The sequence below is a fragment of the Romboutsia sp. 1001216sp1 genome (genome assembly GCF_039841805.1).
GTDB classification, from domain to species: Bacteria; Bacillota; Clostridia; order Peptostreptococcales; family Peptostreptococcaceae; genus Romboutsia_C; species Romboutsia_C hominis.
The window spans coordinates 18,871-41,897 of the sequence record NZ_JBDPHA010000015.1; the positions used below are offsets into that span (position 1 = coordinate 18,871).

Genomic DNA, 23,027 nt, shown 5'->3' on the forward strand with positions numbered 1-23,027 from the left:
ATTACTTTAATTCATTTTCTACTTCTTCTTTAGACTGTAAGCCTGTTAGTTGTATAAATTTATCTTCATCAATTACTTTTACACCCAAATCATTGGCTTTAGTTAATTTTGAACCTGCTTCTTCTCCAGCTAATACAAATGTTGTAGACTTACTTACACTTGAAGTAGCCTTTCCTCCCCTAGACTCTATCATCTCTTTTGCGTCATTTCTTTTAAGAGTTGGCAATGTACCTGTAAGTACGATTTTCATCCCCTCAAATATTTTAGCAATATCAGAACTTTCGTCTTGTATTGACTTTGTATTTACACCACAGCTCTTTAATTTTTCTATTAATTTTATATTCTTTTCTTCTTGGAAGAATTTAACAACACTATTTGCCATTATTCCCCCAAACTCTTCTAAATTAACTAACTCTTCATTTGATGCAGACATTATTAAATCTAAATCCTTAAAGTTATTAGCTAGTATTTTAGCTCCCTTAGTACCAACAAATTTTATTCCTAATCCATTTATAAACCTCCATAAATCATTTGATTTAGACTTTTCAATTGAGTTTAATAAGTTATTTGCTGATTTTTCTCCCATTCTATCTAGTTTTACAACTTCATCTTTATTTAATGTATATAAATCAGCTATATCTTTAATTAACCCTTTATCTAGTAAAAGTGTTATTATAGATTCTCCCAATCCATCAATATTCATAGCATCTCTAGACACAAAGTGAATTATACCTCTTCTAATTTGAGCTGGACAAGATATATTAATACACTTAACAGCAGACTCCCCTTCTAATCTTACTGTTGGTTCAGAACATACAGGACATTTTTTCGGCATTTCAAAATCTATTTCATCTCCAGTACGCTCTTCTTTTATAACTTCTACAACTTGAGGAATTATATCACCGGCCTTTTGAACCAATACTGTATCATTTATTTTTATATCTTTTTCTCTTATGTAATCTTCATTATGAAGTGTAGCTCTGCTTACACTAGTTCCTGCTAGCCTTACAGGTTCTAGTACTGCTGTAGGGGTTATTGTTCCAGTTCTACCTACTTCAACTATTATATCTAATATTTTGGTTTTCTTTTGTTCTGCTGGGAACTTATATGCTATTGCCCATCTTGGACTTTTAGCAGTATACCCCATAGTTTCTCTTTGAGCTAAATTATTTACTTTTATAACCATACCATCTATTTCAAATCCTAGCTCACCCCTATTATCTGTCCAATATTTTATATGATCAATTACATCTTGTATATTATTATATACTTTATAATTTGGACTTACCTTAAATCCTAACTCTTTAAGATAATCTAAGGCTTCGCTATGGTTCTTAAAATCTGTGTTTTGTACATACTCTAAATTAAATATAAATATATCTAAAGGTCTTTTTGCTGTTAGCTTAGGATCTAATTGTCTTAATGAGCCTGCAGCTAAGTTTCTAGGATTAGCAAATAATTGTAATCCTTGTTTTTCTTGTTGTTCATTAACCTTTTTAAAATCATCTTTAGATATAAATACTTCGCCTCTTACAACAACTTCTTCTTGATCTTTTATTCTTAAAGGTATACTTTTTACTGTTTTAAGATTTTGAGAAATATCTTCTCCTACAATACCATCTCCCCTAGTTGCTCCCTTTTCAAATAATCCATTATTGTATGTAAGTCCTACAGATAAACCATCTATCTTAAACTCTACAACATATTCTACTTCACCCTCTACCATGTCTCTTACTCTTTTGTCAAAATCTCTTAAGTCTTGTGCAGAGTATGCATTTGCTAAGCTTAACATTGGTATTTTATGAACTACTTGTTCAAACTTATCTAATGGTTTTCCTCCAACCCTACTTGATGGAGAATCTACTCTTTTTAACTTAGGATTTTCTTCTTCTAACTTTATTAGCTCCTTCATTAGATTATCATATTCATAATCAGATATTTCAGGAGTATCTTCATTATAGTATTTATCATTGTGATAATTTATTAAATCTATTAATTCACTTATTCTATTCTCTACATTCACTATTATCACCTCTTATGTAAAATCTTATTTTTTATTATTGCCATTTTATAACTTTAATATATTTTAGTATATCACTATAACCTTATCATTTGTTTAATTATTTCATATTATAATTTCTCTATAATAAAAAAATAAAAGTCCTTCAATTGCTTGAAGGACCAATCTATTTAAAAATAAATGTATATATGACTGCGATGATAAGTTCTGAGGTGCTATATACATTTATTTAATACTATTCTAACCAAATTCCACTATATTTATTTGCATTTTTATTTCTTTTCTAATTTTGCTACACATTCTACGTGCATAGTATGAGGGAACATATCTACTGGTTGTATTTCAGTACATCTATACCCTCTTTCATCTAGGTAATTTAGGTCTCTTGCTAATGTAGATGGATTACAAGATACATATACCACTCTATCCGGTTGCATTGATATTATTGTATCTAATACTTTCTCATCACATCCTTTTCTAGGAGGGTCTACTACAACTACATTAGCTGTTTTTCCTTCGCTATACATCTTAGGAACAACTTCTTCAGCCTTACCTACATAGAATTCAACATTGTCTAATTTATTTATCTGAGCATTTATTTTAGCATCTTTTATAGCATCTTCCACTATTTCTATTCCATAAACCTTTTTTGCCTTTTGAGCTAAGAATAATGATATAGTCCCTATTCCACAGTATATATCAAATACAGTATCATTTTCTTTTAAATCAGCATATTCTAAAGCTTTATTGTATAAAACCTCTGTTTGAACTGGATTTACTTGGAAGAATGATAATGGAGATATTTCAAATACTAAATTTCCTATATAATCATTTATTTTTCCATTTCCATATATAACTCTATTTTCTTTTCCTAATATAACATTAGTTTTTTCTCTATTTACATTAACCACTAAAGTTTTAAATCCTGGTATATTTTCTTCTAGTACTGATGCTAACTCCTTTAAATATGGCAACTTTTTGCCATTAGCTACTAATACAACCATTACTTCATTAGTCGTAAATCCTATTTTAGTTACTAAATGTCTTAATACTCCAGTGTGTGTTTTTTCATCATAAACACTTACATTATATGCATTTATATAAGTCTTTATTATTTTCACTATTTTATCATTTATGTCATGTTGTATTATACACTTGTCCATTGGAATTATATCATGGCTTTTTTTCTTATAAAAACCTATTACTGGATTATTTCCACTCTTTTGTATAGGAAATTGTGCTTTGTTTCTATACCTAAAAGGATTTTCCATTCCTATAGTATTGTGTATTTCTACGTTATCTAATTTTCCGATTCTCGTTATAACTTGTTTTACTTCATTTGTTTTTATATCTAATTGCTTTTGATATTCTAATTCTTGTACCTGACATCCACCGCAATCTTTAAGTGAATCACTACATTTTCTATCAACTCTAAATGGTGATTTTTCTATTATTTCAACTATATCTCCAACTGCATAGTTTTTCTTAGATTTGTTTATTTTAACTTTTACCTTGTCTTCTACTAATCCGCCCTCTACGAAGACTGTAAATCCATCATGTTTTCCTATTCCTACTCCACCTTGACCTATATCAACTATATCTACAATATATTCTTTATTTTTTGTCAACATCAAAGTATCCTCCGTCCGTATATTTTAAAGCTACAAGAATTTATTTTACCAAAAAAATAGAGCCTTATAAAGCCCTTATATAAATAAATCTCTACTTTTATAGCCCCTATACATTTGTAAGCAAGCAAATAATAATAATATAAAACCAAATATAGGTCCTATATATACTAATTTTTCTGCTAAACCTTCTGCTACCCCACTATCTACAATAGCCTTAACTGCGCCTGTGTAGTCTGCCTTGGCATTAATTCCATATCTTATCCATGTAAAAGAAGTCATTATAGCTACAGGTACAACACTCATAGTCATATAAAATCCCGTCATGGTTCTTTGTTTAACACCTTTTAGACCCATGTATATAGGTAAGAAAAATATCACTGGCAATATAAATCCATAAAACTGTGGAGATAGTGCTAAAAACAATATGGAACTAAATAAAAAACTCGTAATATACTTTCTTAAGTAACTTGTCTTTCCCTCAAAGTCACATAAAGATGCTTTTAAATATCTTATGTAAACTTCTATACTCCCTTCTATTTTGTTTTCATCTTTAGATCCTTTAATTTCTTTTAAAAGCTCTGTTCCTTTTGAATTTAGTTGCTGATACTGCTTTTTAAAATTTTCATTTATTTCTATGTCCTCATACTTTGTATATAATGTTTTAAGCTGTTTTATGTATTTTTCCTTTTTATTATCCTTTATCCTCTTAGATTTCTCAACCTCTATTCTTATTTGATTTATAGTTGTCATAACTAATTTTCCGCCCATTAAAATCCCCCCTTAAATATATATTAATATACTTAATCTATTTTTACCTTATTATATATGTGTTTTATTCAAAAAACCCTACAGTAAAATTAAGTAGGGTTTTTATATTTTATCTTACTTTTGATCTTTAATTATAGTTTTCATAGATACTCCTATACAGACAAATATTGTAGTCCATATTGTCCCCATAAATACCCATGCAGCGCCTGTCATAAGTTCAACCTCCTTTATTTTATGAAGTTGTTACTTTATTTGATTCTATTTCCTCTTTATATTTAGATTTGATAGATTTATATGATTGAATAAAGCCAATCAATAATACTCCAAAAACAACTGCTCTACCTAAATTTACCCAAACGGCAAACTCTGGTATACCTTCTATATAGCTTGGTGTTATTTTAAAGTTACCAGCCATCCAATAATCTCTTGTGAAGAATACTAGGAAAGTTATTATAGTTATTGGTGTTAAGAACTGATGGAACAATCTAAAGAACCACTTATGGACTTTCCATAATCCGCCTCTATTCATTTCTTGTAAAGCCTTATCTTTAACACACCAACCTATTACTATTATCTCTATTAACCCAAGAACTATCAGTAAGTAGTTACCTATCCAGTTGTCAATTTCTGTAAAGTAAACTAAGTTAGCACTTTGAGTTAGTATTGACTCTAATGCTATTGGTGCCCCAACTATTAGATATCCAACAAATACTATCCAAGCACCTTTCTTTCTATCTATACCTGCATCTTCTTCTAGTAATGCAACTAAATAATTGTACATTGCTATTGCAGATGTTATACCAGCAAAGAATAACAATAAGAACCACAGAGCTCCAAATATTCCTCCACCAGTCATAGTGCTAAATACATTTGGTAATACCATAAATGCAAGACCTATACTTCCTTTTATACCTTCTGGTCCTAAAAATGCATAAGCTATAGGTATAACAGCTGTACCACCTAATATAACTTCTGCAAATTCATTTAATGATACTGTAGCTACAGAAGCTGTTACTATATCTTCATCTGGCTTTAAGTAAGATGCATAATTGTGTATTATACCCATACCTAAAGATAATGTGAAGAATATTTGACCTGCTGCTGCTATTGCAGATGACCATGATAATTGACTAAAGTCTGGATTCCATATAAAGTTAAGACCTGCTAATGAACTCCAATCTGGATTGACTGGTGCCCCTAGTGTCAACGCTCTTATACCTAGTATAATACCAAATACATAAAGCGTAGGCATCATAACTTTGGCCCATGATTCTATACCTTTTTGTATACCTTTCATTACAGCAAATGCTAGACAGAGTAATGAAATAACCCAGAATATTAAATTCTTCGGATCTTGTATATAACTTCCAAAGAACGCTCCTGGATCTGAATTGTATCCTCCTGTCAATGAGTTGAATGCAAACCCTAATGACCATCCTATTATGTGATTGTAGTAAGAGTTAACTAATATAGTAACTCCAAAAGCTATCATTCCACATAAAGCTCCAACTATAATTGCTTTTTTCGGAGCCATTGCTTGCTTAGCCTGTAAATACATCATAGGACCTATTGTACCATGCCCATATTTACCTCCATGGCGTCCAATACTCCATTCAACTAACATTATAGGTATACCTATAACTATTAGTGCGAAGAAGTATGGTATCATAAATGCTCCTCCACCATTTGAAGCGGCTACATATGGAAATCTCCAGAAGTTCCCTAGCCCAACAGCATTACCCGCCATAGCCAATATAAGGCCAACCTTAGAACCCCAATTCTCTCTACTCTCTGACATTTGTATCCCCCCTTTTTTTATAGTTATGCTTTAAATGAGGTGCATATTACTGTTACATATCAATTTGTTACAGAATATGAATACAAAAAATAGCCACTAAGTTTAATTATTAAACTTAGTGGCTAATATATAACTCAAAAATATAGTATAACTGACTTTAGGAATTTTAAAGTTGTTATTTTTAATTTTTTAGAAAATTTAAAATTATTTTTTAATTCTTTTTACTACAGAACTCTACTTGATCCTCTATATATTACTCCTCTTGATGCATCAACAGTTATAACCTCTCCATCTTTTACTATACTTAATATATCTCTAGCTGAAACTATAACTGGTTTATCTAAGTTTAGTCCAACTATTGCTGCATGTGAAGTCATACCGCCTTCTTCTGTTACTATAGCTCCTGCTTTTTCTATATATGGATTCATTTCTATATCAGTCATAGTTGTAACTAATATATCTCCTTCGTTAAACTCTACACATTCCCCTACATTTCTAACTATACGTACATTACCTTCAGCAGTCTTACTTCCAACACCTATACCATTTGCTATTTCTTCACTTATAACATGAACTTTTATTAAGTTAGTAGTTCCGCTTACTCCAACAGGTACTCCAGCTGTTATAACAACTAATTCTCCATTGTTTATGTATTTAGCATTTTTAGCTGCTTCTATAGAGTTTTCTATAACTTCATCTGTATTATGAGCATTAGATGCTTTAACACTATATACACCCCAAGTAAGAGCTAATCTTCTCATAACTTTTTCATCATCAGTAGTAGCTATTATTGGACACTTAGGTCTAAATTTAGATACCATTCTAGCAGTGTATCCTGTAGATGTAGAAGTTATTATAGCTGATGCATTTAAATCTATTGCAGTTGTACAAGTAGCATGACTTATTGCATCTGTTACTGTTGAGTTATTATTAGTATTTTGCTTTAATAAGTTATCGTAATCTAATGTTTCTTCAGTTCTTTTAGCTATTGTAGCCATAGTCTTAACAGCTTCAACTGGATATTTACCAGCAGCAGTTTCTCCTGATAGCATTATAGCATCTGTTCCATCGTATATAGCATTTGCAACATCTGTAACTTCTGCTCTTGTTGGTCTTGGATTTCTTATCATAGAATCAAGCATTTGAGTAGCTGTTATTACTGGCTTAGCTAATTCGTTACATTTTCTTATTATCATCTTTTGAACTACAGGTATATCTTCTGTTGGTATTTCAACTCCAAGATCCCCTCTTGCAACCATTATACCATCAGAAACTTTTAATATTTCATCTATATTATCTACACCTTCTTGATTTTCTATTTTAGATATTATTTGTATATCTGTAGCATTATTTTTTTCTAATAATTCTCTTATAGCTAATACGTCTGATGCTTTTCTTACAAATGAAGCTGCTATGTAATCTATACCTTGAGATATACCAAATTCTATATCACTTGCATCTTTTTCAGTTATAGCTGGTAAGTTTATCTTAACACCCGGAACATTTACACCTTTGTGATTTTTAACTACTCCAGAGTTTTCAACTACACAAACGATATCATCTCCATTAACTTCTTTAACTCTAAGTCCTACTAATCCATCATCTATTAGTATAGTATCTCCTGAAACAACATCTTTAGCTAAATCTTTGTAACTTACTGTACAAATTTCTTTTGTTCCTATAACATCTTTCATCGTTATAGTAAATGTTTGCCCTTCTTCTAATAATACTTCTGGGTCAGCAAAGTTTCCTGTTCTTATTTCTGGTCCCTTAGTATCTAATAAAAGCGCTACTGGCTTTCCTAATTTTTCTCTTACCCCTTTAGCAACATCAAATCTTTCTTTGTGCTCTTCATGAGATCCATGAGAAAAGTTAAATCTACAAACGTTTAACCCACTCTCAACAAGTTGTGTTAATACTTCTTCCGTACTTGATGCTGGTCCTAATGTACAAACTATTTTTGTTCTCTTCATATTATTTAACATATATATGCTCCTCCTAAATTATATAGATAGTATTTTTGCCATCTCATAAGTTTCCTTATCAAAATCCCTAGTCATTGATAAAGCTTCAGTTATATCCATGTCAATTATTTCATTTGCTCTAGTACCTACAACTCTTCCAGCTTTACCATCTAGAAGCAATTCTACCGCTCTAACGCCCATCTTACTAGCTAATATTCTATCAAATGCCGTTGGACTTCCTCCTCTTTGGACATGTCCTAGTATTGTAACTCTTAAATCTGCATTTGTTCTAGCCACTATTTCTTTTCCAAGGTCTTGGGCATTTCCAACACCCTCTGCTAAAATTATTATACTGTGTCTTTTACCCCTTTTCTTTGTTGTATCTAACTTATTACATACATCATCTACATTATAGTTAATTTCTGGAACTATTATAGTTTCCGCTCCTCCTGCAAGACCAGCATATAAAGCTAAGTCTCCACAGTGTCTTCCCATAACTTCAATTATGTTAACCCTTTCATGAGATGAAGAAGTATCTCTTATTTTACCTATGGCATCTATTATAGTATTAATTGTTGTATCAAATCCTATAGTATAGTCTGTATACGCTAAGTCATTGTCTATAGTTCCTGGTAATCCTATTGCAGGGAAACCTAACTCTGTTAATTTTAATGCACCATTAAATGATCCATCTCCACCTATAACAACTAAACAATCTATACCATATTTTTTTAAAACTTTAACTGCTACTTTTCTTCCTTCTTCAGTTTTAAACTCTTCACATCTAGAAGACTTTAATATTGTTCCACCTCTATGTATAATGTCACCTACAGAAGATAAGTTCATTTCTTCTAGGTCTTCTTCTATTAACCCTTTATATCCTCTGTTAATTCCATATACTTTGCATCCGTAATAAATAGCAGATCTGACAACAGCTCTTATAGCTGCGTTCATTCCTGGAGCATCTCCTCCACTTGTTAATATACCTATAGTTTTCATAATGATACCTCCTAGTATATATTACATACAGGGACATTAATCGTCCCTGTATCTTTTTTTTATCCCATCAAAGTTAAAAAAATTAAACATGCTAATATATTCTTTTCTGATATTATACCATAATATACATTACTTTTTTAATAATATTATTAATATTCTTCTATTTTATTTTTATTCTTTATAGTACATAGGAAATTATATTCCTATTTTAACTTTATAGTAAATATAATCTCCTAAAATGTACTTTATTAAAATATTTTATCTAACGTTTTATTATAAAACTTCATTATTATCTTTATTTCTTTATCTTGATACAACTCTTAGGTAGTATTTTTTCTAAGCTATACATCAACTCTTCACATATATCTACACTTAGACCATTCCACTTGTATAATTGTTTTGTATCTTCTGCATATAAAAATACATTTTCTTTTCCTAAGTGATTTTTAAATACATCACCTATACGGTTTATAATATCTTGATTTTTATGACTATCTACCTTTAGGTATAAACCAAGTTTAGAATTGTTACCTACCTGTGATCTTTGTCTTTGATTATTATCTACTCTATTTTTATATCTAGACTCTTCAAACTTAGAAGTGTCACTTATATCTTTTATCTCTCTAGCTATAAGTTTTGCATTTTCATCCTCTTTTATACTTAGAGTACCTTTTACATATATAATATTATCTTCATTTAGTATATGATTGTATTTTTGCAGTAATTGAGGAAATACTATTATTTCTATTGTTCCATACAAATCCTCAAGTTCTATAAATGCCATAATATCATTTCTTTTTGTAGTTTTTATTATTTTATTAACTACCATACCACCCATTATAACTTCTTTTTCATCTAGTGCTAAATAATTTTCAACATCGTCTTTTAAAGCATTTAGTTTTCCATTATCAATAGAAGTTCTTCTACTTATTTCTTCTTCAAATTGTGAAAGAGGGTGTCCACTTACATACATTCCTAGGACTTCTTTTTCTAAGTTTAGCTTTTCTCTTTCCTCATATTCTTTTAAACTTGGTAACTTACTAACTTCTTGTAATTGAGTAGACTCGCCTTGAGATCCAAATGCATCAAATAAAGATATTTGACCTTGAAGATTTTTCTTTCTGTCCATAGAGACACTATCGATTAAGCCTTCATACCCTGCCATTAGACTTGCTCTATTTTCAGATATTTCATCAAAAGCCCCACACTTTATTAAACTCTCTATAACCCTTTTGTTTATATCTTTTGAATCTAATCTTTTTAGAAGATCTGATATATCTGTAAATCTGCCATTAGCTTCTCTTTCTCTTATTATATTATTTATAATATTCACACCGACATTTTTGACAGCTGCTAGTCCAAATCTTATGTTAGTTCCCTCAACTGAGAATTTAGAAAAACTACTATTTATATCTGGCCTTAATATTTCAATTCCTAATGCGTTACATTCTCTTATATATTCAACAACTTTATCAGTATTACCCATTACACTTGTTATTAAAGCTGCCATAAATTCTACTGGATAGTGTGCTTTTAAGTAGGCTGTTTCATATGATAATACACCATATGCAGCAGCATGCGATTTATTAAAAGCATATTTTGCAAAGTCTATCATATCATCAAATATTTTTTCAGCTATTTCTTCTGGAACACCATTCCTTACACACCCAGCTATTTCTATATTTCCGTCTTCATCTTCTTTACCATGGACAAAGTATCTTCTTTCTTCTTCCATTACATCCATCTTCTTTTTACCCATAGCTCTTCTAACTAAGTCACTACGGCCATAAGTATATCCACCTAAATCTCTAACAACCTGCATAACCTGCTCTTGATATACTAAACATCCATAGGTAACATCCATTATAGGTCTTAAAGACTCATGTAGGTATTTAACTTTATCTGGATTATTCTTGTTTTCTATATAAGTAGGTATAGAATCCATTGGACCCGGTCTGTATAAAGATATTCCTGCCACTATATCCTCGAAATTATCAGGTCTTAATTGTTTCATGAAACTTCTCATCCCAGCACTTTCTAATTGGAATACACCTAGCGTATTACCTGATGATAAAAGTTCATATACTTTTTTATCATCATAATCCATTTTAGAAAAGTCTATTTTTACACCATGATTTTTTTCTATCAATTCAAGTGCATCTCTTATTACAGTTAAAGTTCTCAGTCCTAAGAAATCCATCTTTAAAAGACCAAGCTCTTCTAATGTAGTCATAGTAAATTGAGTTGTTATAGCATCTTGGTGTTTATATAGTGGTACATATTCATCTACTGGATTTTTAGATATAACTACACCTGCTGCATGGGTAGATGCATGTCTAAGCATTCCCTCTATTTGCTTTGATATATCTATGATTTCTTTTGTTTCTTTATCTTGTTCATATAATGCTCTTAGATTTGGATTGGTTTCTAGAGCTTTATCTATTGTCATCCCTAAAGCAAATGGAATTTCTTTTGCTATTTTGTCTACTTTGTTATATGGTACATCTAAAACTCTACCAACATCTCTTATAGCAGCTTTAGCTCCCATTGTTCCAAAAGTTATTATCTGTGCAACGTGATCTTCACCATATTTTCTTTTTACATAATCTATAACTTCTTCTCTTCTTTCATAACAGAAGTCAATATCTATATCGGGCATGGATACACGCTCTGGATTTAAAAATCTTTCAAATAACAGTGAGTATTTTATAGGGTCTATATCTGTTATTTTAAGGGTATATGCAACAATAGAACCTGCCGCACTACCTCTACCTGGACCTACCATTATATTATTTTCTTTAGAGAAATTTATAAAATCCCATGTGATTAAGAAATACTCTACGTATCCCATTTTTTCAATGACACTTAATTCATAATTAAGTCTATCTATAACTTCTTGACTTGGGGTACCATATCTTTCTTCTAATCCCTTAAAGCAAAGTTCTCTAAGATAGCTATCTGGTGTATAACCTTTAGGAACTTCATATTGTGGTAAATGTATTGTATTGAAGTCAAATTCTACATTACATTGTTCTGCTATCTTTACAGTATTATCTAATGCCTCTATGACGTCTGGAAATACCCTTTCCATTTCTTCTCTTGATTTTAGATAAAATTCATCACTACCAAACCTCATTCTATTTGGATCGTTTAAAGTTTTACCCATCTGAATACACATAAGTGCATCATGAATCTTTGCATCTTCTTTATTAACATAATGTACATCATTTGTAGCAACTAATGGTATACCTGTTTCTCTTGAAAGTTTTATTATTTCTTCATTTACAGACCTTTGCTCTTCTATGTTTTGGTCTTGTATTTCTAAATAATAATTACCCTTTCCAAATATACTTTCATATTCTAAAGCATATTTTTTTGCTTTTTCATAATTTCTATCCATAAGAGATTGTGCTATATCTCCTGCTAAACATGCTGATAAAGCTATAATTCCCTTACTATATTTTCTAAGTTCATCCATATCTATTCTTGGTTTATAATAAAATCCTTCTACATAAGAAGTAGATACTAGTTTTATAAGATTTTGATATCCTTCCATATCCTTTGCTAATAAAACTAAATGTCCTTGATTTTTATCATAATTAGGGTCTTTATCTCTTAATCTACGAGGTGCTGTATATACCTCACAACCTATTATAGGTTTTATTCCTTCTTTTTTAGCTGTTTTATAAAAATCTATTACTCCAAACATACAACCATGGTCTGTTATGGCAATAGAACTCATATTCAATTCTTTTGCTTTACTCACAAGCTTCTTTACTCTTGAAAAACCATCAAGTAAACTATACTCCGTGTGAACATGAAGATGTGCGAAATCTTTGCTCACTAAACCACCTCCTGTCTTATCTTCTTATATTACCATAAAATAAGGTGATAAAACTTTAATTTTAACACTTATCTATTGAGCTATCATATTTATACCTTTAATCAGTATATATCCTTAAAATAACGAACTATTAGTTAATATATACCGTATTTTTATATACAAAAAGAGGTTATATAAATATAACCCCTATATTACTTATTCCTAAGATTGTTAGCTATCTCTTCTATTTTTCTTAATCTATGATTTACACCAGACTTACCTATTGGAGGATTTAGTATTTCTCCTAATTCCTTTAATGTTAAGTCTTCACATTCTAGCCTAACTTTAGCTATTTCTTGCAAGTTTTCAGGTAAACTATTTATTCCGATAGTTTCTTGTATAAACTTAATATTTTCCACCTGTCTAACTGCTGCATTAACAGTTTTTGAAAGATTCGCAGTTTCGCAGTTAACTATACGATTTACATTATTTCTCATTGCTTTTACAATTTTTGTGTTCTGAAGACTTAAAAGTGCATTGTGAGCTCCTATTATACTTAATAAATCCGATATTTGTTCACTTTCCTTTAAGTACACTACATAGTTATTCTTTCTAAGAACTATTTTACAATTAAATCCTAATGAATTTATAAGGTTCTGTAGGGATTCTGCAAATTCCTCATTGTTAGTTACAAACTCCATATGATAATTTTTCCCCGGATCACTTATAGATCCTCCTCCAAGAAATGCACCTCTTATAAAAGCTCTTATACATTCATCATCTTTTAAAAGATGACTTGGTACTTTATTTAAAGGATAAAATCCATCTCCTGGCTCTAATATCCCTAAATCCTTTATAAGTTTTTGTGCTCCCATTTCACTAGTAACCATAAGAACATAGCTATTATTTCTCTTTAGCATTTGATTCTTATTTACCGATATAGTTGTGTTTATACCAAAATTTTGTTTTAGTAGTCTAAATACCTTACGAGCTATAGAGTTTAGCTCCGTAGTTATCTTTAAATTTAATTTTTTATATCCTACAATTTGTATACTTCCTGATAATCTTACTAGAGCAGCTAATTCAGCTATGTTGCAATTATCATTATCTGACGTAATTCTTGCTAACTCATTTTTCGTTTCAGCTGAAAAAGACATAATTATCACCTATTAACTGTTCTTTTTTAATCGTTTTTTTATTTCTTGTAAAGCAACTTTGATGATTTCCTTTTCATCATCATATCTAGCCAAGTCTACTACCCTATCTAAATGTATAAACTTAGCATCTATAAACCCTTCTTCTTTTTGAGGTATTGTATCCATATTTCTTGCATGCATTAAATACCAAAATACAGTTTTATGAACCGCTTTGTTTTCATCCCAGTTTTCTTTGAATGTATAATGAATTTCACCTAAATATTTCAGTATTTCAGCTTTTACCCCAGTTTCTTCTAAAACTTCTCGTAACGCTGCCTCTTGCCTATTTTCGCCTTCTTCTACCTTTCCTTTCGGTAAAACCCAATCTCCATTGAATTTTCTAAGTAAAAGTATGGCATTGCCAAATAGTACTACACCTCCGGCACTAACCTCTTCTCTCATAGATGTTCACTCCTTAAAACTAACATAATAATAAGGATTTCTACATAAATACTTAAAATCCTTTTTTACTTCATAGTGTCATTTTTATGACTTAGTGCCAAATCAACTATTATACTAGAAATGCAATCTGCATCATGTCTAATATAATTATTTTTTATCTCAATTAGGTTTTCTTCTATCGATTTTACCCCCATACCTTTAAGGGTATTTTTTTGCCCTTTGTCTAGTAAAACTTGACTAGCACCATCTTTTTGGTATCTTTCATATATATATTCTGGTAATATTTCATTATTTGATATCACATAATCAATAATATTTTCACTTGAATGTTTTATTATTGCATTTACATGTTGCAAAACATTGTATTCGTCTGTTTCCCCTGGTTGGGTCATTATGTTAGATATATATACCTTTGGGGCTTTTGACGCTTTAATTGCATCGACTACTCCATCAACTAAAAGATTTGGAATTATACTTGTATATAAACTTCCTGGACCTATAACTATTATATCAGCATTTTCTATAGAGTTAATAACTTCGTCCAACGGTTTTGCATTAGATGGTTCTAAAAATACTTTTTCTATAGATGTATTTTTAGATTTTACTTCCTTTGGAATATTCGATTCCCCTTTTACTATGCTTTTATCTTTTAGCTTTGCTACAAGATTTATATCTTCTAATGTTACTGGCAATACCTTTCCAGTTATTGCAAATATTTGACTCATTTTATATACAGCAACTTCAAAATTTCCATATAAACCATTCATTGCTGCCAAAAACAGATTGCCAAAACTTTGACCTTTTAAGCCACCTTCTGTGAATCTATACTTCATAACTTCATCCATAGTAGGCTCTATATTGGCAAGAGCTAACAGACAATTTCTTATATCCCCTGGAGGCAACATCCCTAAGTCTTCTCTTAATACTCCAGATCCTCCACCATCATCTGCAACAGTAACTATTGCAGTTATATTTTTAGTATGGTATTTTAGACCTCTCAAGAAAATTGATTGACCTGTACCTCCTCCTATAACAACAACTTTTGGTTCTACACTTTCCTTACTTCTAAGATATCTTGGCTTGATTCTTTCATTTACAATTCTTCTATATAAATAAAATGATATTAATAAAGAAACCCACCCTGTTACCCCTACTATAAAAAATATAGTACTCATTTTTTCCTCCAGATTATCTAATCATAGAGTCTCTGTGTTTCTTTACGACCCTATATCCTTTTTTCATCAGCTCATCATATATAAGATTCGCTATAGTTACAGATCTATGTCTACCTCCAGTACAACCTATACCAATAACTAAATGTTGCTTTCCTTCTTCTATATACTGTGGTACTAAAAATTGTATCATATCATTTAATTTGTAAAAAAATTCTTGACTTATCTTAGAATTCATAACATAATCTCTTACATCTTGTTCGTCACCTGTTTTAGGTCTTAATTCTTCTAGATAGTATGGATTTGGCAAGAATCTTACATCAAATACTAAATCACAATCTGCTGGTATACCATGTTTAAATCCAAATGATAATACAGATATAGTTAATTTATTATTTTCTTCTCCTTGAGAGTATATCTTGCTTATCTCTTCCTTTAAATCCTTAGGCTTCATATTAGTCGTATCTATAATAGAATCAGATACTTCTTTTAAGGGTTCCATTATCTCTCTTTCCATTTTTATACCTTCTGTTAAAGATACGTTCATAGAAAGAGGATGATTTCTTCTTGTCATTTTATATCTATTTAATAATACTCTATCTGAACAATCTAAATATAACATTTCATATTTATAGTTTTCTTTTTTTAAATACTCTAAACTCTCATGAAGTTCCTTGAAAAATCTTCTTCCTCTAATATCTATACCTAAAGCAACTTTATCAATACTTGAATTTGGTTGATAACATAACTCTGCAAATTTTGTTATTAAAGCAGGTGGTAAGTTATCTACACAATAAAATCCCATATCTTCTAAAGCTCTCATAGTTTCACTTTTTCCTGACCCAGAAAGTCCAGTAACTATTACAAATTTCATCTAACTTACCCCCTTAAATTTTTATACTCTTATATTTTCAACAAATAATAAATCTAATTTAGCTTCTTTAATAGTCTTCATAGCTTTGTCAAAATTTCCTACGTTATTAGGTATGTGTGCATCAGATCCTATTATAAATGTATTTCCTAAATGTTTTATTTTTTTTAGCTGTTCTACATTTAAATATCCATGACTACTATTAATTTCAAGTCTTGTATTAGTCTCTTTTGCCACCTTAGCTATTTCCTCTATATACACATCTCCTTTATCTCCAGGATGCGTTATAATAAAAATATCATTGTTTCTCATAGCATTTATTATGCCTTGAGTATTATACTCTTTTGCCTTTTCATTTTTTATAATGTAATTATTAAAATGATTCATCATACTTTTTAATGATGTTGGAGCTGATCCAAAATGATACCCTGCCATTACGTAATCGAAAAAATGTATAATATTTTCATTTATATCTATGTTACCATTTTTATCTAGTATATTACATTCCATTCCTAAAAGGATATCTATATTAGGGTATTTTTGGTTCAATTTATCAATTTCTTCTCTCATTTTTTGTATATCTTTTAGTTTAACACCATATGTCATATGTCTATATCCATGGTCTGATATTCCGATTTTTTTTATACCCTTAGACATAGCCACTTTAACATTCTCTTCTATTGTACCTTTTCCATGACTATATATAGTGTGTGTATGATAATCTGCTAATATTTGCATATTTTAGTCCTCTCCAAGTATCTTAACCTCTTCTTCAAGTAAAACATTGAACTTAGCATTAACAGTACTTTTTACTACATACATTAAATCCAATAAATCTTTAGCTTTAGCATTGCCTATATTAACAACAAATCCACTGTGCTTTTCAGAAACTTGTGCTCCACCTAATGTAAGACCTTTTAATCCACAGTCCTCTATTAATTTACCTGCAAAGTGTCCTTCTGGTCTTTTAAAAGTACTTCCCGCACTTGGTAAACTTAAAGGTTGCTTTGTAACTCTTCTTTGAGTAAAGTCTTTCATTGTTTCTTTTATTTCTTCATAGTTTCCTTTTTCTAATTCTATTACTGCTGATAATACTATATAGTTTGTTCTAGTTAAAATACTTTTTCTATATTCAAATTCCATTTGTTCATTTGTAAACTCAAATATATTACCATCTGTATCCATAAGTCTTACAGATTTAACTATATCCTTCATTTCTCCGCCATAAGCACCTGCATTCATAGCTAATGCCCCACCTAATGTACCTGGTATTCCAGCCGCAAATTCAAAGCCTTTTAACTCTTCCCTCATTACAGCTTTCCCAACTACAGAAAGCATTGCTCCTGATTTAATTTTTACAGTAGTTCCTTCTATTTCGAAGTCATTGAAATTATTTGATATTTCAATAACAACTCCTCTTATTCCACCATCTTTAACTAATAAGTTTGAACCATTTCCTATTACAATATATGGAACGTTTTCTTCCTTTAATAGTTTTATAATATCTCTTATCTGTTCTTCTGTATTTGGCTTTACTAATATATCGGCAGGTCCACCAACTCTAAATGATATGTGTTTTTTCATCGGCTCATCTACCATTATATTTCCTTTATTTTCTTCGCCTAATATATCTAATAAACTGTTATATATAAATTCCTTATTCATATATCTATATTTCCTCCTAGTTTATACTAATTATACATATTTATATACTTATTTATATTCATTTACTTGTATTTTATTAATTTCATCTATCTTATATATAATAATGTATTAAAAAAAAAATAACAATATATAAAGGTCTAAAGTAAATTAAAAAAGCGTTGATATAGCTATATCAACGCAATGTTCCTAATTAGTATTTTTTGATGTTGTTTTTTTAAGGTAACATCTATGATATGCAAAGGGAATAATTATAGCCCCTCCTACAATATTTCCTAATGTTACAAAAACTAGATTTATTAGTAATCCTACTATACTAACTTGTGCACCTAATAACATTCCCATAGGTATGAAGAACATATTCGCAATACTATGTTCAAATCCACATAATACAAATAGCATTATTGGGAACCAACATGAAAATATTTTTGATGCTATATCTTGAGAAGCTGTAGCCATCCATACTGCTAAAACAACTAAAATATTACACATTATAGCTCTTAAGAACATCTGCAAAATATCAAGATTTGCTTTAGATTCTGCTATAGCTATTGCTTTAGTAGCTGCATCACCAGATAATGTACCTGAATAAAATACAATTAAAGCTAGAACTACAGATCCTACAAAGTTTGCCAAATATACAAAGCTCCAATTCCTAAACATTTGACCTATAGTTATTTTCTTTTCTAAAATTGCTAAGGTCATTAAATTGTTTCCTGTAAAAAGTTCTGCTCCGCATATTACAACTAACATAAGTCCAACAGGGAACACCATCGCTCCAACAAATCTACCTAGCCCTGGGTCTATATTAGATATAGTTTGACCGAATAGTATGTTTCCTAATCCTCCAAAGCCTATAAAAATACCTGCAAGCATACCTAACCTAATACATGAGCTAGTAGATAAGTTAGCTTTATTTATACCTACATTTACAGTAGCATTTGCTACTTCCCTGGGTGTTAAGAATCTTTTGTCCATAAATCCACCCCCTATTTTTATATAAGCACTTAAAAAGATTATAGCACCATCATAGTTAATTTATCTACAAATACAAACCATGTATACTAAATATATATTTTTAAACATAGTTACTCACATTATAAAAGACGTTTTTGTAGATTAATTTCACATTTTATTAAGTTGAATGTTTTATGTATACAAAGTTAAATTTTTATTGTATAATTACTACTGTTGTGTTTTTCGACAGAAAAATTAAAATTTCATAACAAGTTTGAAATTTATTATTTAATAATATTTATATATTTTAGAGGAGGACTTTATATGTCAGATAAGAAAATGCTTATGCCAGCTGAAATAGCAGAGTACACTATCAACACTGGTATAAAAAAGGCTACTACGCCAACTAAAAAAGTTTTAGCTTCTGCATTCTTAGCTGGTGCTTACATAGCATTCGGTGCTTTAGGATCAGTTGCAGCTGCTTACAACTTATTAGCAAACCCTGCTACTTACGGATTAGGTAAAATGGTAGCTGGACTTATGTTCCCTGCTGGACTTATATTTGTTTTAATAGCTGGTGCGGACTTATTCACAGGAAATATACTTGTAGCTTTAGCAGCTTTCAAGAAAAAAGTTACTTGGGGACAAGCTTTCAAGAACTGGGCTTTAGTTTGGATAGGTAACTTATTAGGTGCAGTATTAGTTGCATGGATGGTTAGTATGTCTGGTGTATTCGATTGGAGTAACGGACTATATGGTGGTGTTGTTGTTAAAAATGCTATCGGTAAATTAGGTTTCCCTTGGATATCTGCTATGATATCAGGTATATTATGTAACTGGATAGTTTGTGTTACTGTATGGATGAGCTACGGAGCTAAGGATATATCTGGTAAAGTTTTAACTGGATTCATCGGTATATTCTTATTTGTTTGTGCTGGATTTGAGCATAGTGTTGCTAACATGGGATACTTATTCGCAGGTTTATTCGCTAAAGGAAATACTGCATTCTTAGAAGCAGCTCACAAAACTGCCGCTGATGCAGCTGCTATAAACGTACCAAGCATATTCATGAATAACTTAATACCAGTTACAATAGGTAACATATTAGGAGGGGCAATATTCGTTGCTGGTATATACTTCTTCTTATATGCTAATAAAGAAGAATCTTCAGAAGCTAAGAAAGCAGCTTAATTAATATAAATATTCAAGAGATTATACTATAATCACAGTATAATCTCTTTTTTTATTATTAATACATTCTGTTAGCTAATCCTTATTTTTTCGACATTCTTTTGTATTTACGTTAAATTTATACCTTATTTATTGACTATGTGCTATAAATAGTATTAAAATATATATTTATTCGTACTTATTCTAGAAGGGGGTTTTGTGATGAACTTATCTTTTATTAAAGATTCGGCCTATGAAATGTTTGTGACACTAATCTATATATTAAACTTTTCTGCAGTGATACATCTTATATTTAGAGAAAAAAGAGATACTCAAACTACAATGGCATGGATTCTTATACTTTTAACCATTCCTGCTGTAGGTTTTGTATTATATATTACTTTTGGACATGGAATCTCCAAAGATAATATGTTTAAGATTAAAGAAGAAGAAGATAGGATTTTAAAAGATAATATAGTTAACACTCATGCTAAATTAGAATGTGATAACAGTCTAGATCCTAGCTTATTAGCTAATAAGGATATTATTTATGCTCTAGCTAATTCTAACTATGCACATTATTCAACTAATAACTCTGTTGATATATATGAAAAACCTAAGGAATTTTTTGATTCTCTATTAGATGAATTAAAAAAGGCTAAGGAGTATATAAATATACAGTTTTATATATTTAAAGATGATGACATCGGAAATAAAGTAATAGATATTCTATTAGAAAAATTAGATGAGGGTGTAGAAGTAAGGCTTCTATATGATGCTGTAGGAAGTAGACTCTTCTCAGATAAATCTATAGCTAAGTTAAAAAAAGCCGGAGTTAAAGTTGGTTGCTTCTTCCCTTCTTTTATGAAAATAGTAAACTTCAACCTAAACTATAGAAATCATCGTAAAATTGTTGTTATAGATGGTAATGTTGGTTTCGTTGGTGGGAATAATGTTGGTGATGAATATTTAGGTAAAGACCCTAAATTTGGTTACTGGAGAGATACTCACCTTAAACTTACAGGAGAATGTGTAAGAGATTTAAATATTAGATTTATGCTTGATTGGAGATTTACAACTCAGGAAAATTTAGATATGGATAAGTATTTCATTCAAAAAAATACTATGGTTCCAACTGAGACTTCTTGTGACAATGTTGGTGTTCAAATTGTATCTAGTGGTCCTGATATAACAGAATTAGATGAAATAAAATATGGGTATATGAAAATGATTCAGGGAGCTAAGAAGTACCTTTATATACAAAGCCCTTATTTTATCTTAGATAAAACTTTAGTAGATATACTAAGGGTAGCATGTCTATCTGGTGTTGATGTTAGAATAATGATACCATCTAAACCTGACCACCCATTTGTATATTGGGCATCTTACTCTTATGCAGGTGAGTTATTAAAATTCGGTGCAAAACTGTATACTTATGACGAGAATGCATTTTTACATGCTAAGACCATAGTTATTGATGATACTATCTGCTCTATTGGTACAGCTAATATGGATATAAGAAGTTTCGAGTTAAACTTTGAGGTTAATGCATTTATGTACTCTCCTGAAGTTGCTAAGAAACAAAAGAAAATATTTGAAAATGACATTCTAAAATCTAAAGAAATTACCTTAGATATATATAATTCAAGATCAAATATAGTGAGAATAAAGCAGTCTATTTCTAGACTTTTATCTCCTGTATTGTAATAAATAAAAGTATGTATTGAGTTTTAACTTGATGCATACTTTTATTTATTGTATATTTTTAGATAATTCAAAATATTCTTTCACTAATTCTTTAAATTTTAACTTTTTAACTATTTTATATATTATAATATAATTATCATTTAAACTATCACATCTTTACTAACATCGTAATACTCATCTAATTTTTCATCTTAGATTTACTGATTTAACATATTTCCAATGGGTATATCTTAATTTTAGTTAACTTTTTGGCATAAAATAATATAAAATCTACTATTATAAGATAAGTATTATTTTATGAAGTTAATTTTTAATAAAACTCTTATTATACCTTAAAGTTTTATTAGTTTAAATTTTTTATACGATAAGGGGGATTTGTATGTGTGACTTTTATTCACGTAACAAGCATTTATTTGACCAATTAGACAACTTCATTGATTCTCTTGAAACTAGAAAGGGCGCTTTAATCCAAGTACTACACCATGCTCAAGGTATATTTGGCTTCTTGCCTAAAGAAGTACAACTTTATATAGCTAAAGCTTTAGATGTTGCTCCATCTAAAGTGTACGGTGTTGTTAGTTTCTATTCTTACTTTACCACTGAGCCAAGAGGTGAATATAAAATAAGTGTATGTTTAGGTACTGTTTGCTTCGTTAAAGGTGCAGATAAAATATTAGCACAATTTGAAAAAGAACTTGGTATAAAATCTGGAGAAACTACAAAGGATCTTAAATTCTCTCTTGAGGGATTAAGATGTGTTGGTGCATGTGGCCTTGCTCCGGTTGTTGTGGTAAATGGTAAAGTTTATGGACAAGTTAAGCCTGAAGATGTTACTAGTATCTTAGACAATTATAGAGAAACAGAAATAAATTGCTAAGGGGGGAAAT

The 23,027-nt window shown here is 30.2% G+C and carries 17 protein-coding genes; 3 read left to right on the forward strand and 14 right to left on the reverse strand.

Going from position 1 to position 23,027, the window contains the following annotated elements; genetic code table 11:
* Position 1 precedes the first annotated feature (1 nt).
* The 14 genes from ligA to ABHC41_RS12525 all read right to left on the reverse strand — a co-directional run bounded on the left by ligA (position 2) and on the right by ABHC41_RS12525 (position 19,284).
* On the reverse strand, positions 2 to 2,023 hold the full coding sequence (gene ligA, locus ABHC41_RS12460; RefSeq protein ID WP_271893350.1) for an NAD-dependent DNA ligase LigA: 2,022 nt from the start codon (positions 2,021 to 2,023) through the stop codon (positions 2 to 4).
* Positions 2,024 to 2,292: 269 nt separating this feature from the next.
* On the reverse strand, positions 2,293 to 3,651 hold the full coding sequence (rlmD, locus tag ABHC41_RS12465) for a 23S rRNA (uracil(1939)-C(5))-methyltransferase RlmD (protein WP_092922353.1): 1,359 nt from the start codon (positions 3,649 to 3,651) through the stop codon (positions 2,293 to 2,295).
* Between the two features lie 75 nt (positions 3,652 to 3,726).
* Positions 3,727 to 4,419, reverse strand: coding sequence for a hypothetical protein (locus ABHC41_RS12470; protein WP_271893353.1), 693 nt, complete (start codon positions 4,417 to 4,419; stop codon positions 3,727 to 3,729).
* Between the two features lie 232 nt (positions 4,420 to 4,651).
* Positions 4,652 to 6,217: a sodium-dependent transporter gene (locus tag ABHC41_RS12475; protein WP_271893354.1), complete on the reverse strand. Its 1,566-nt coding sequence runs from the start codon at positions 6,215 to 6,217 to the stop codon at positions 4,652 to 4,654.
* A gap of 224 nt (positions 6,218 to 6,441) precedes the next feature.
* Positions 6,442 to 8,202: a pyruvate kinase gene (gene pyk / locus ABHC41_RS12480; RefSeq protein ID WP_092922344.1), complete on the reverse strand. Its 1,761-nt coding sequence runs from the start codon at positions 8,200 to 8,202 to the stop codon at positions 6,442 to 6,444.
* Positions 8,203 to 8,220: 18 nt separating this feature from the next.
* Entirely contained in the window at positions 8,221 to 9,180 is a 960-nt protein-coding gene (gene pfkA, locus ABHC41_RS12485; protein WP_092922341.1) for a 6-phosphofructokinase, read from the reverse strand.
* A gap of 295 nt (positions 9,181 to 9,475) precedes the next feature.
* Positions 9,476 to 13,024, reverse strand: coding sequence for a DNA polymerase III subunit alpha (locus tag ABHC41_RS12490; protein ID WP_092922338.1), 3,549 nt, complete (start codon positions 13,022 to 13,024; stop codon positions 9,476 to 9,478).
* A gap of 191 nt (positions 13,025 to 13,215) precedes the next feature.
* The gene (whiA, locus tag ABHC41_RS12495) at positions 13,216 to 14,160 is read right to left on the reverse strand and encodes a DNA-binding protein WhiA (RefSeq protein WP_166504691.1); all 945 of its coding nucleotides are present in this window, start codon (positions 14,158 to 14,160) and stop codon (positions 13,216 to 13,218) included.
* A gap of 12 nt (positions 14,161 to 14,172) precedes the next feature.
* On the reverse strand, positions 14,173 to 14,601 hold the full coding sequence (locus ABHC41_RS12500; RefSeq protein ID WP_092922332.1) for an NUDIX hydrolase: 429 nt from the start codon (positions 14,599 to 14,601) through the stop codon (positions 14,173 to 14,175).
* A gap of 65 nt (positions 14,602 to 14,666) precedes the next feature.
* Complete coding sequence (locus ABHC41_RS12505; RefSeq protein WP_166504690.1) at positions 14,667 to 15,776, reverse strand: gluconeogenesis factor YvcK family protein; 1,110 nt, start codon at positions 15,774 to 15,776, stop codon at positions 14,667 to 14,669.
* Between the two features lie 13 nt (positions 15,777 to 15,789).
* Complete coding sequence (gene rapZ, locus ABHC41_RS12510) at positions 15,790 to 16,647, reverse strand: RNase adapter RapZ (RefSeq protein WP_092922327.1); 858 nt, start codon at positions 16,645 to 16,647, stop codon at positions 15,790 to 15,792.
* 21 nt (positions 16,648 to 16,668) lie between these two features.
* Positions 16,669 to 17,382 carry a PHP domain-containing protein gene (locus ABHC41_RS12515; RefSeq protein WP_166504689.1) on the reverse strand — a complete coding sequence of 238 codons (714 nt, stop codon included), beginning with the start codon at positions 17,380 to 17,382 and terminating at the stop codon, positions 16,669 to 16,671.
* A gap of 3 nt (positions 17,383 to 17,385) precedes the next feature.
* Positions 17,386 to 18,309, reverse strand: coding sequence for a UDP-N-acetylmuramate dehydrogenase (gene murB, locus ABHC41_RS12520; RefSeq protein ID WP_092922322.1), 924 nt, complete (start codon positions 18,307 to 18,309; stop codon positions 17,386 to 17,388).
* Positions 18,310 to 18,495: 186 nt separating this feature from the next.
* Entirely contained in the window at positions 18,496 to 19,284 is a 789-nt protein-coding gene (locus tag ABHC41_RS12525; RefSeq protein ID WP_092922319.1) for a formate/nitrite transporter family protein, read from the reverse strand.
* Positions 19,285 to 19,587: 303 nt separating this feature from the next.
* Here ABHC41_RS12525 and ABHC41_RS12530 point away from each other — a divergent pair, with 303 nt between their 5' ends.
* The 3 genes from ABHC41_RS12530 to ABHC41_RS12540 all read left to right on the forward strand — a co-directional run bounded on the left by ABHC41_RS12530 (position 19,588) and on the right by ABHC41_RS12540 (position 23,017).
* Complete coding sequence (locus ABHC41_RS12530; protein ID WP_092922317.1) at positions 19,588 to 20,454, forward strand: formate/nitrite transporter family protein; 867 nt, start codon at positions 19,588 to 19,590, stop codon at positions 20,452 to 20,454.
* A gap of 201 nt (positions 20,455 to 20,655) precedes the next feature.
* On the forward strand, positions 20,656 to 22,140 hold the full coding sequence (gene cls, locus ABHC41_RS12535; protein WP_207733567.1) for a cardiolipin synthase: 1,485 nt from the start codon (positions 20,656 to 20,658) through the stop codon (positions 22,138 to 22,140).
* Between the two features lie 379 nt (positions 22,141 to 22,519).
* Positions 22,520 to 23,017 (forward strand): NAD(P)H-dependent oxidoreductase subunit E, encoded by a 498-nt coding sequence (locus ABHC41_RS12540; protein ID WP_195581454.1) that lies wholly within the window; start codon positions 22,520 to 22,522, stop codon positions 23,015 to 23,017.
* Positions 23,018 to 23,027: the final 10 nt, after the last annotated feature.

What these genes read in the sequence shown, in the direction of transcription:
- ABHC41_RS12505 (WP_166504690.1), bottom strand. Translation starts at nt 15,776, where the DNA reads ATGAGTACTATATTTTTTATAGTAGGGGTAACAGGGTGGGTTTCTTTA.
- pyk (WP_092922344.1), bottom strand. Translation starts at nt 8,202, where the DNA reads ATGTTAAATAATATGAAGAGAACAAAAATAGTTTGTACATTAGGACCA.
- ABHC41_RS12475 (WP_271893354.1), bottom strand. Translation starts at nt 6,217, where the DNA reads ATGTCAGAGAGTAGAGAGAATTGGGGTTCTAAGGTTGGCCTTATATTG.
- rapZ (WP_092922327.1), bottom strand. Translation starts at nt 16,647, where the DNA reads ATGAAATTTGTAATAGTTACTGGACTTTCTGGGTCAGGAAAAAGTGAA.
- cls (WP_207733567.1), top strand. Translation starts at nt 20,656, where the DNA reads ATGAACTTATCTTTTATTAAAGATTCGGCCTATGAAATGTTTGTGACA.
- whiA (WP_166504691.1), bottom strand. Translation starts at nt 14,160, where the DNA reads ATGTCTTTTTCAGCTGAAACGAAAAATGAGTTAGCAAGAATTACGTCA.
- rlmD (WP_092922353.1), bottom strand. Translation starts at nt 3,651, where the DNA reads ATGTTGACAAAAAATAAAGAATATATTGTAGATATAGTTGATATAGGT.
- pfkA (WP_092922341.1), bottom strand. Translation starts at nt 9,180, where the DNA reads ATGAAAACTATAGGTATATTAACAAGTGGAGGAGATGCTCCAGGAATG.
- ABHC41_RS12500 (WP_092922332.1), bottom strand. Translation starts at nt 14,601, where the DNA reads ATGAGAGAAGAGGTTAGTGCCGGAGGTGTAGTACTATTTGGCAATGCC.
- ABHC41_RS12470 (WP_271893353.1), bottom strand. Translation starts at nt 4,419, where the DNA reads ATGGGCGGAAAATTAGTTATGACAACTATAAATCAAATAAGAATAGAG.
- ABHC41_RS12540 (WP_195581454.1), top strand. Translation starts at nt 22,520, where the DNA reads ATGTGTGACTTTTATTCACGTAACAAGCATTTATTTGACCAATTAGAC.
- ABHC41_RS12525 (WP_092922319.1), bottom strand. Translation starts at nt 19,284, where the DNA reads ATGGACAAAAGATTCTTAACACCCAGGGAAGTAGCAAATGCTACTGTA.
- murB (WP_092922322.1), bottom strand. Translation starts at nt 18,309, where the DNA reads ATGAATAAGGAATTTATATATAACAGTTTATTAGATATATTAGGCGAA.
- ABHC41_RS12515 (WP_166504689.1), bottom strand. Translation starts at nt 17,382, where the DNA reads ATGCAAATATTAGCAGATTATCATACACACACTATATATAGTCATGGA.
- ABHC41_RS12530 (WP_092922317.1), top strand. Translation starts at nt 19,588, where the DNA reads ATGTCAGATAAGAAAATGCTTATGCCAGCTGAAATAGCAGAGTACACT.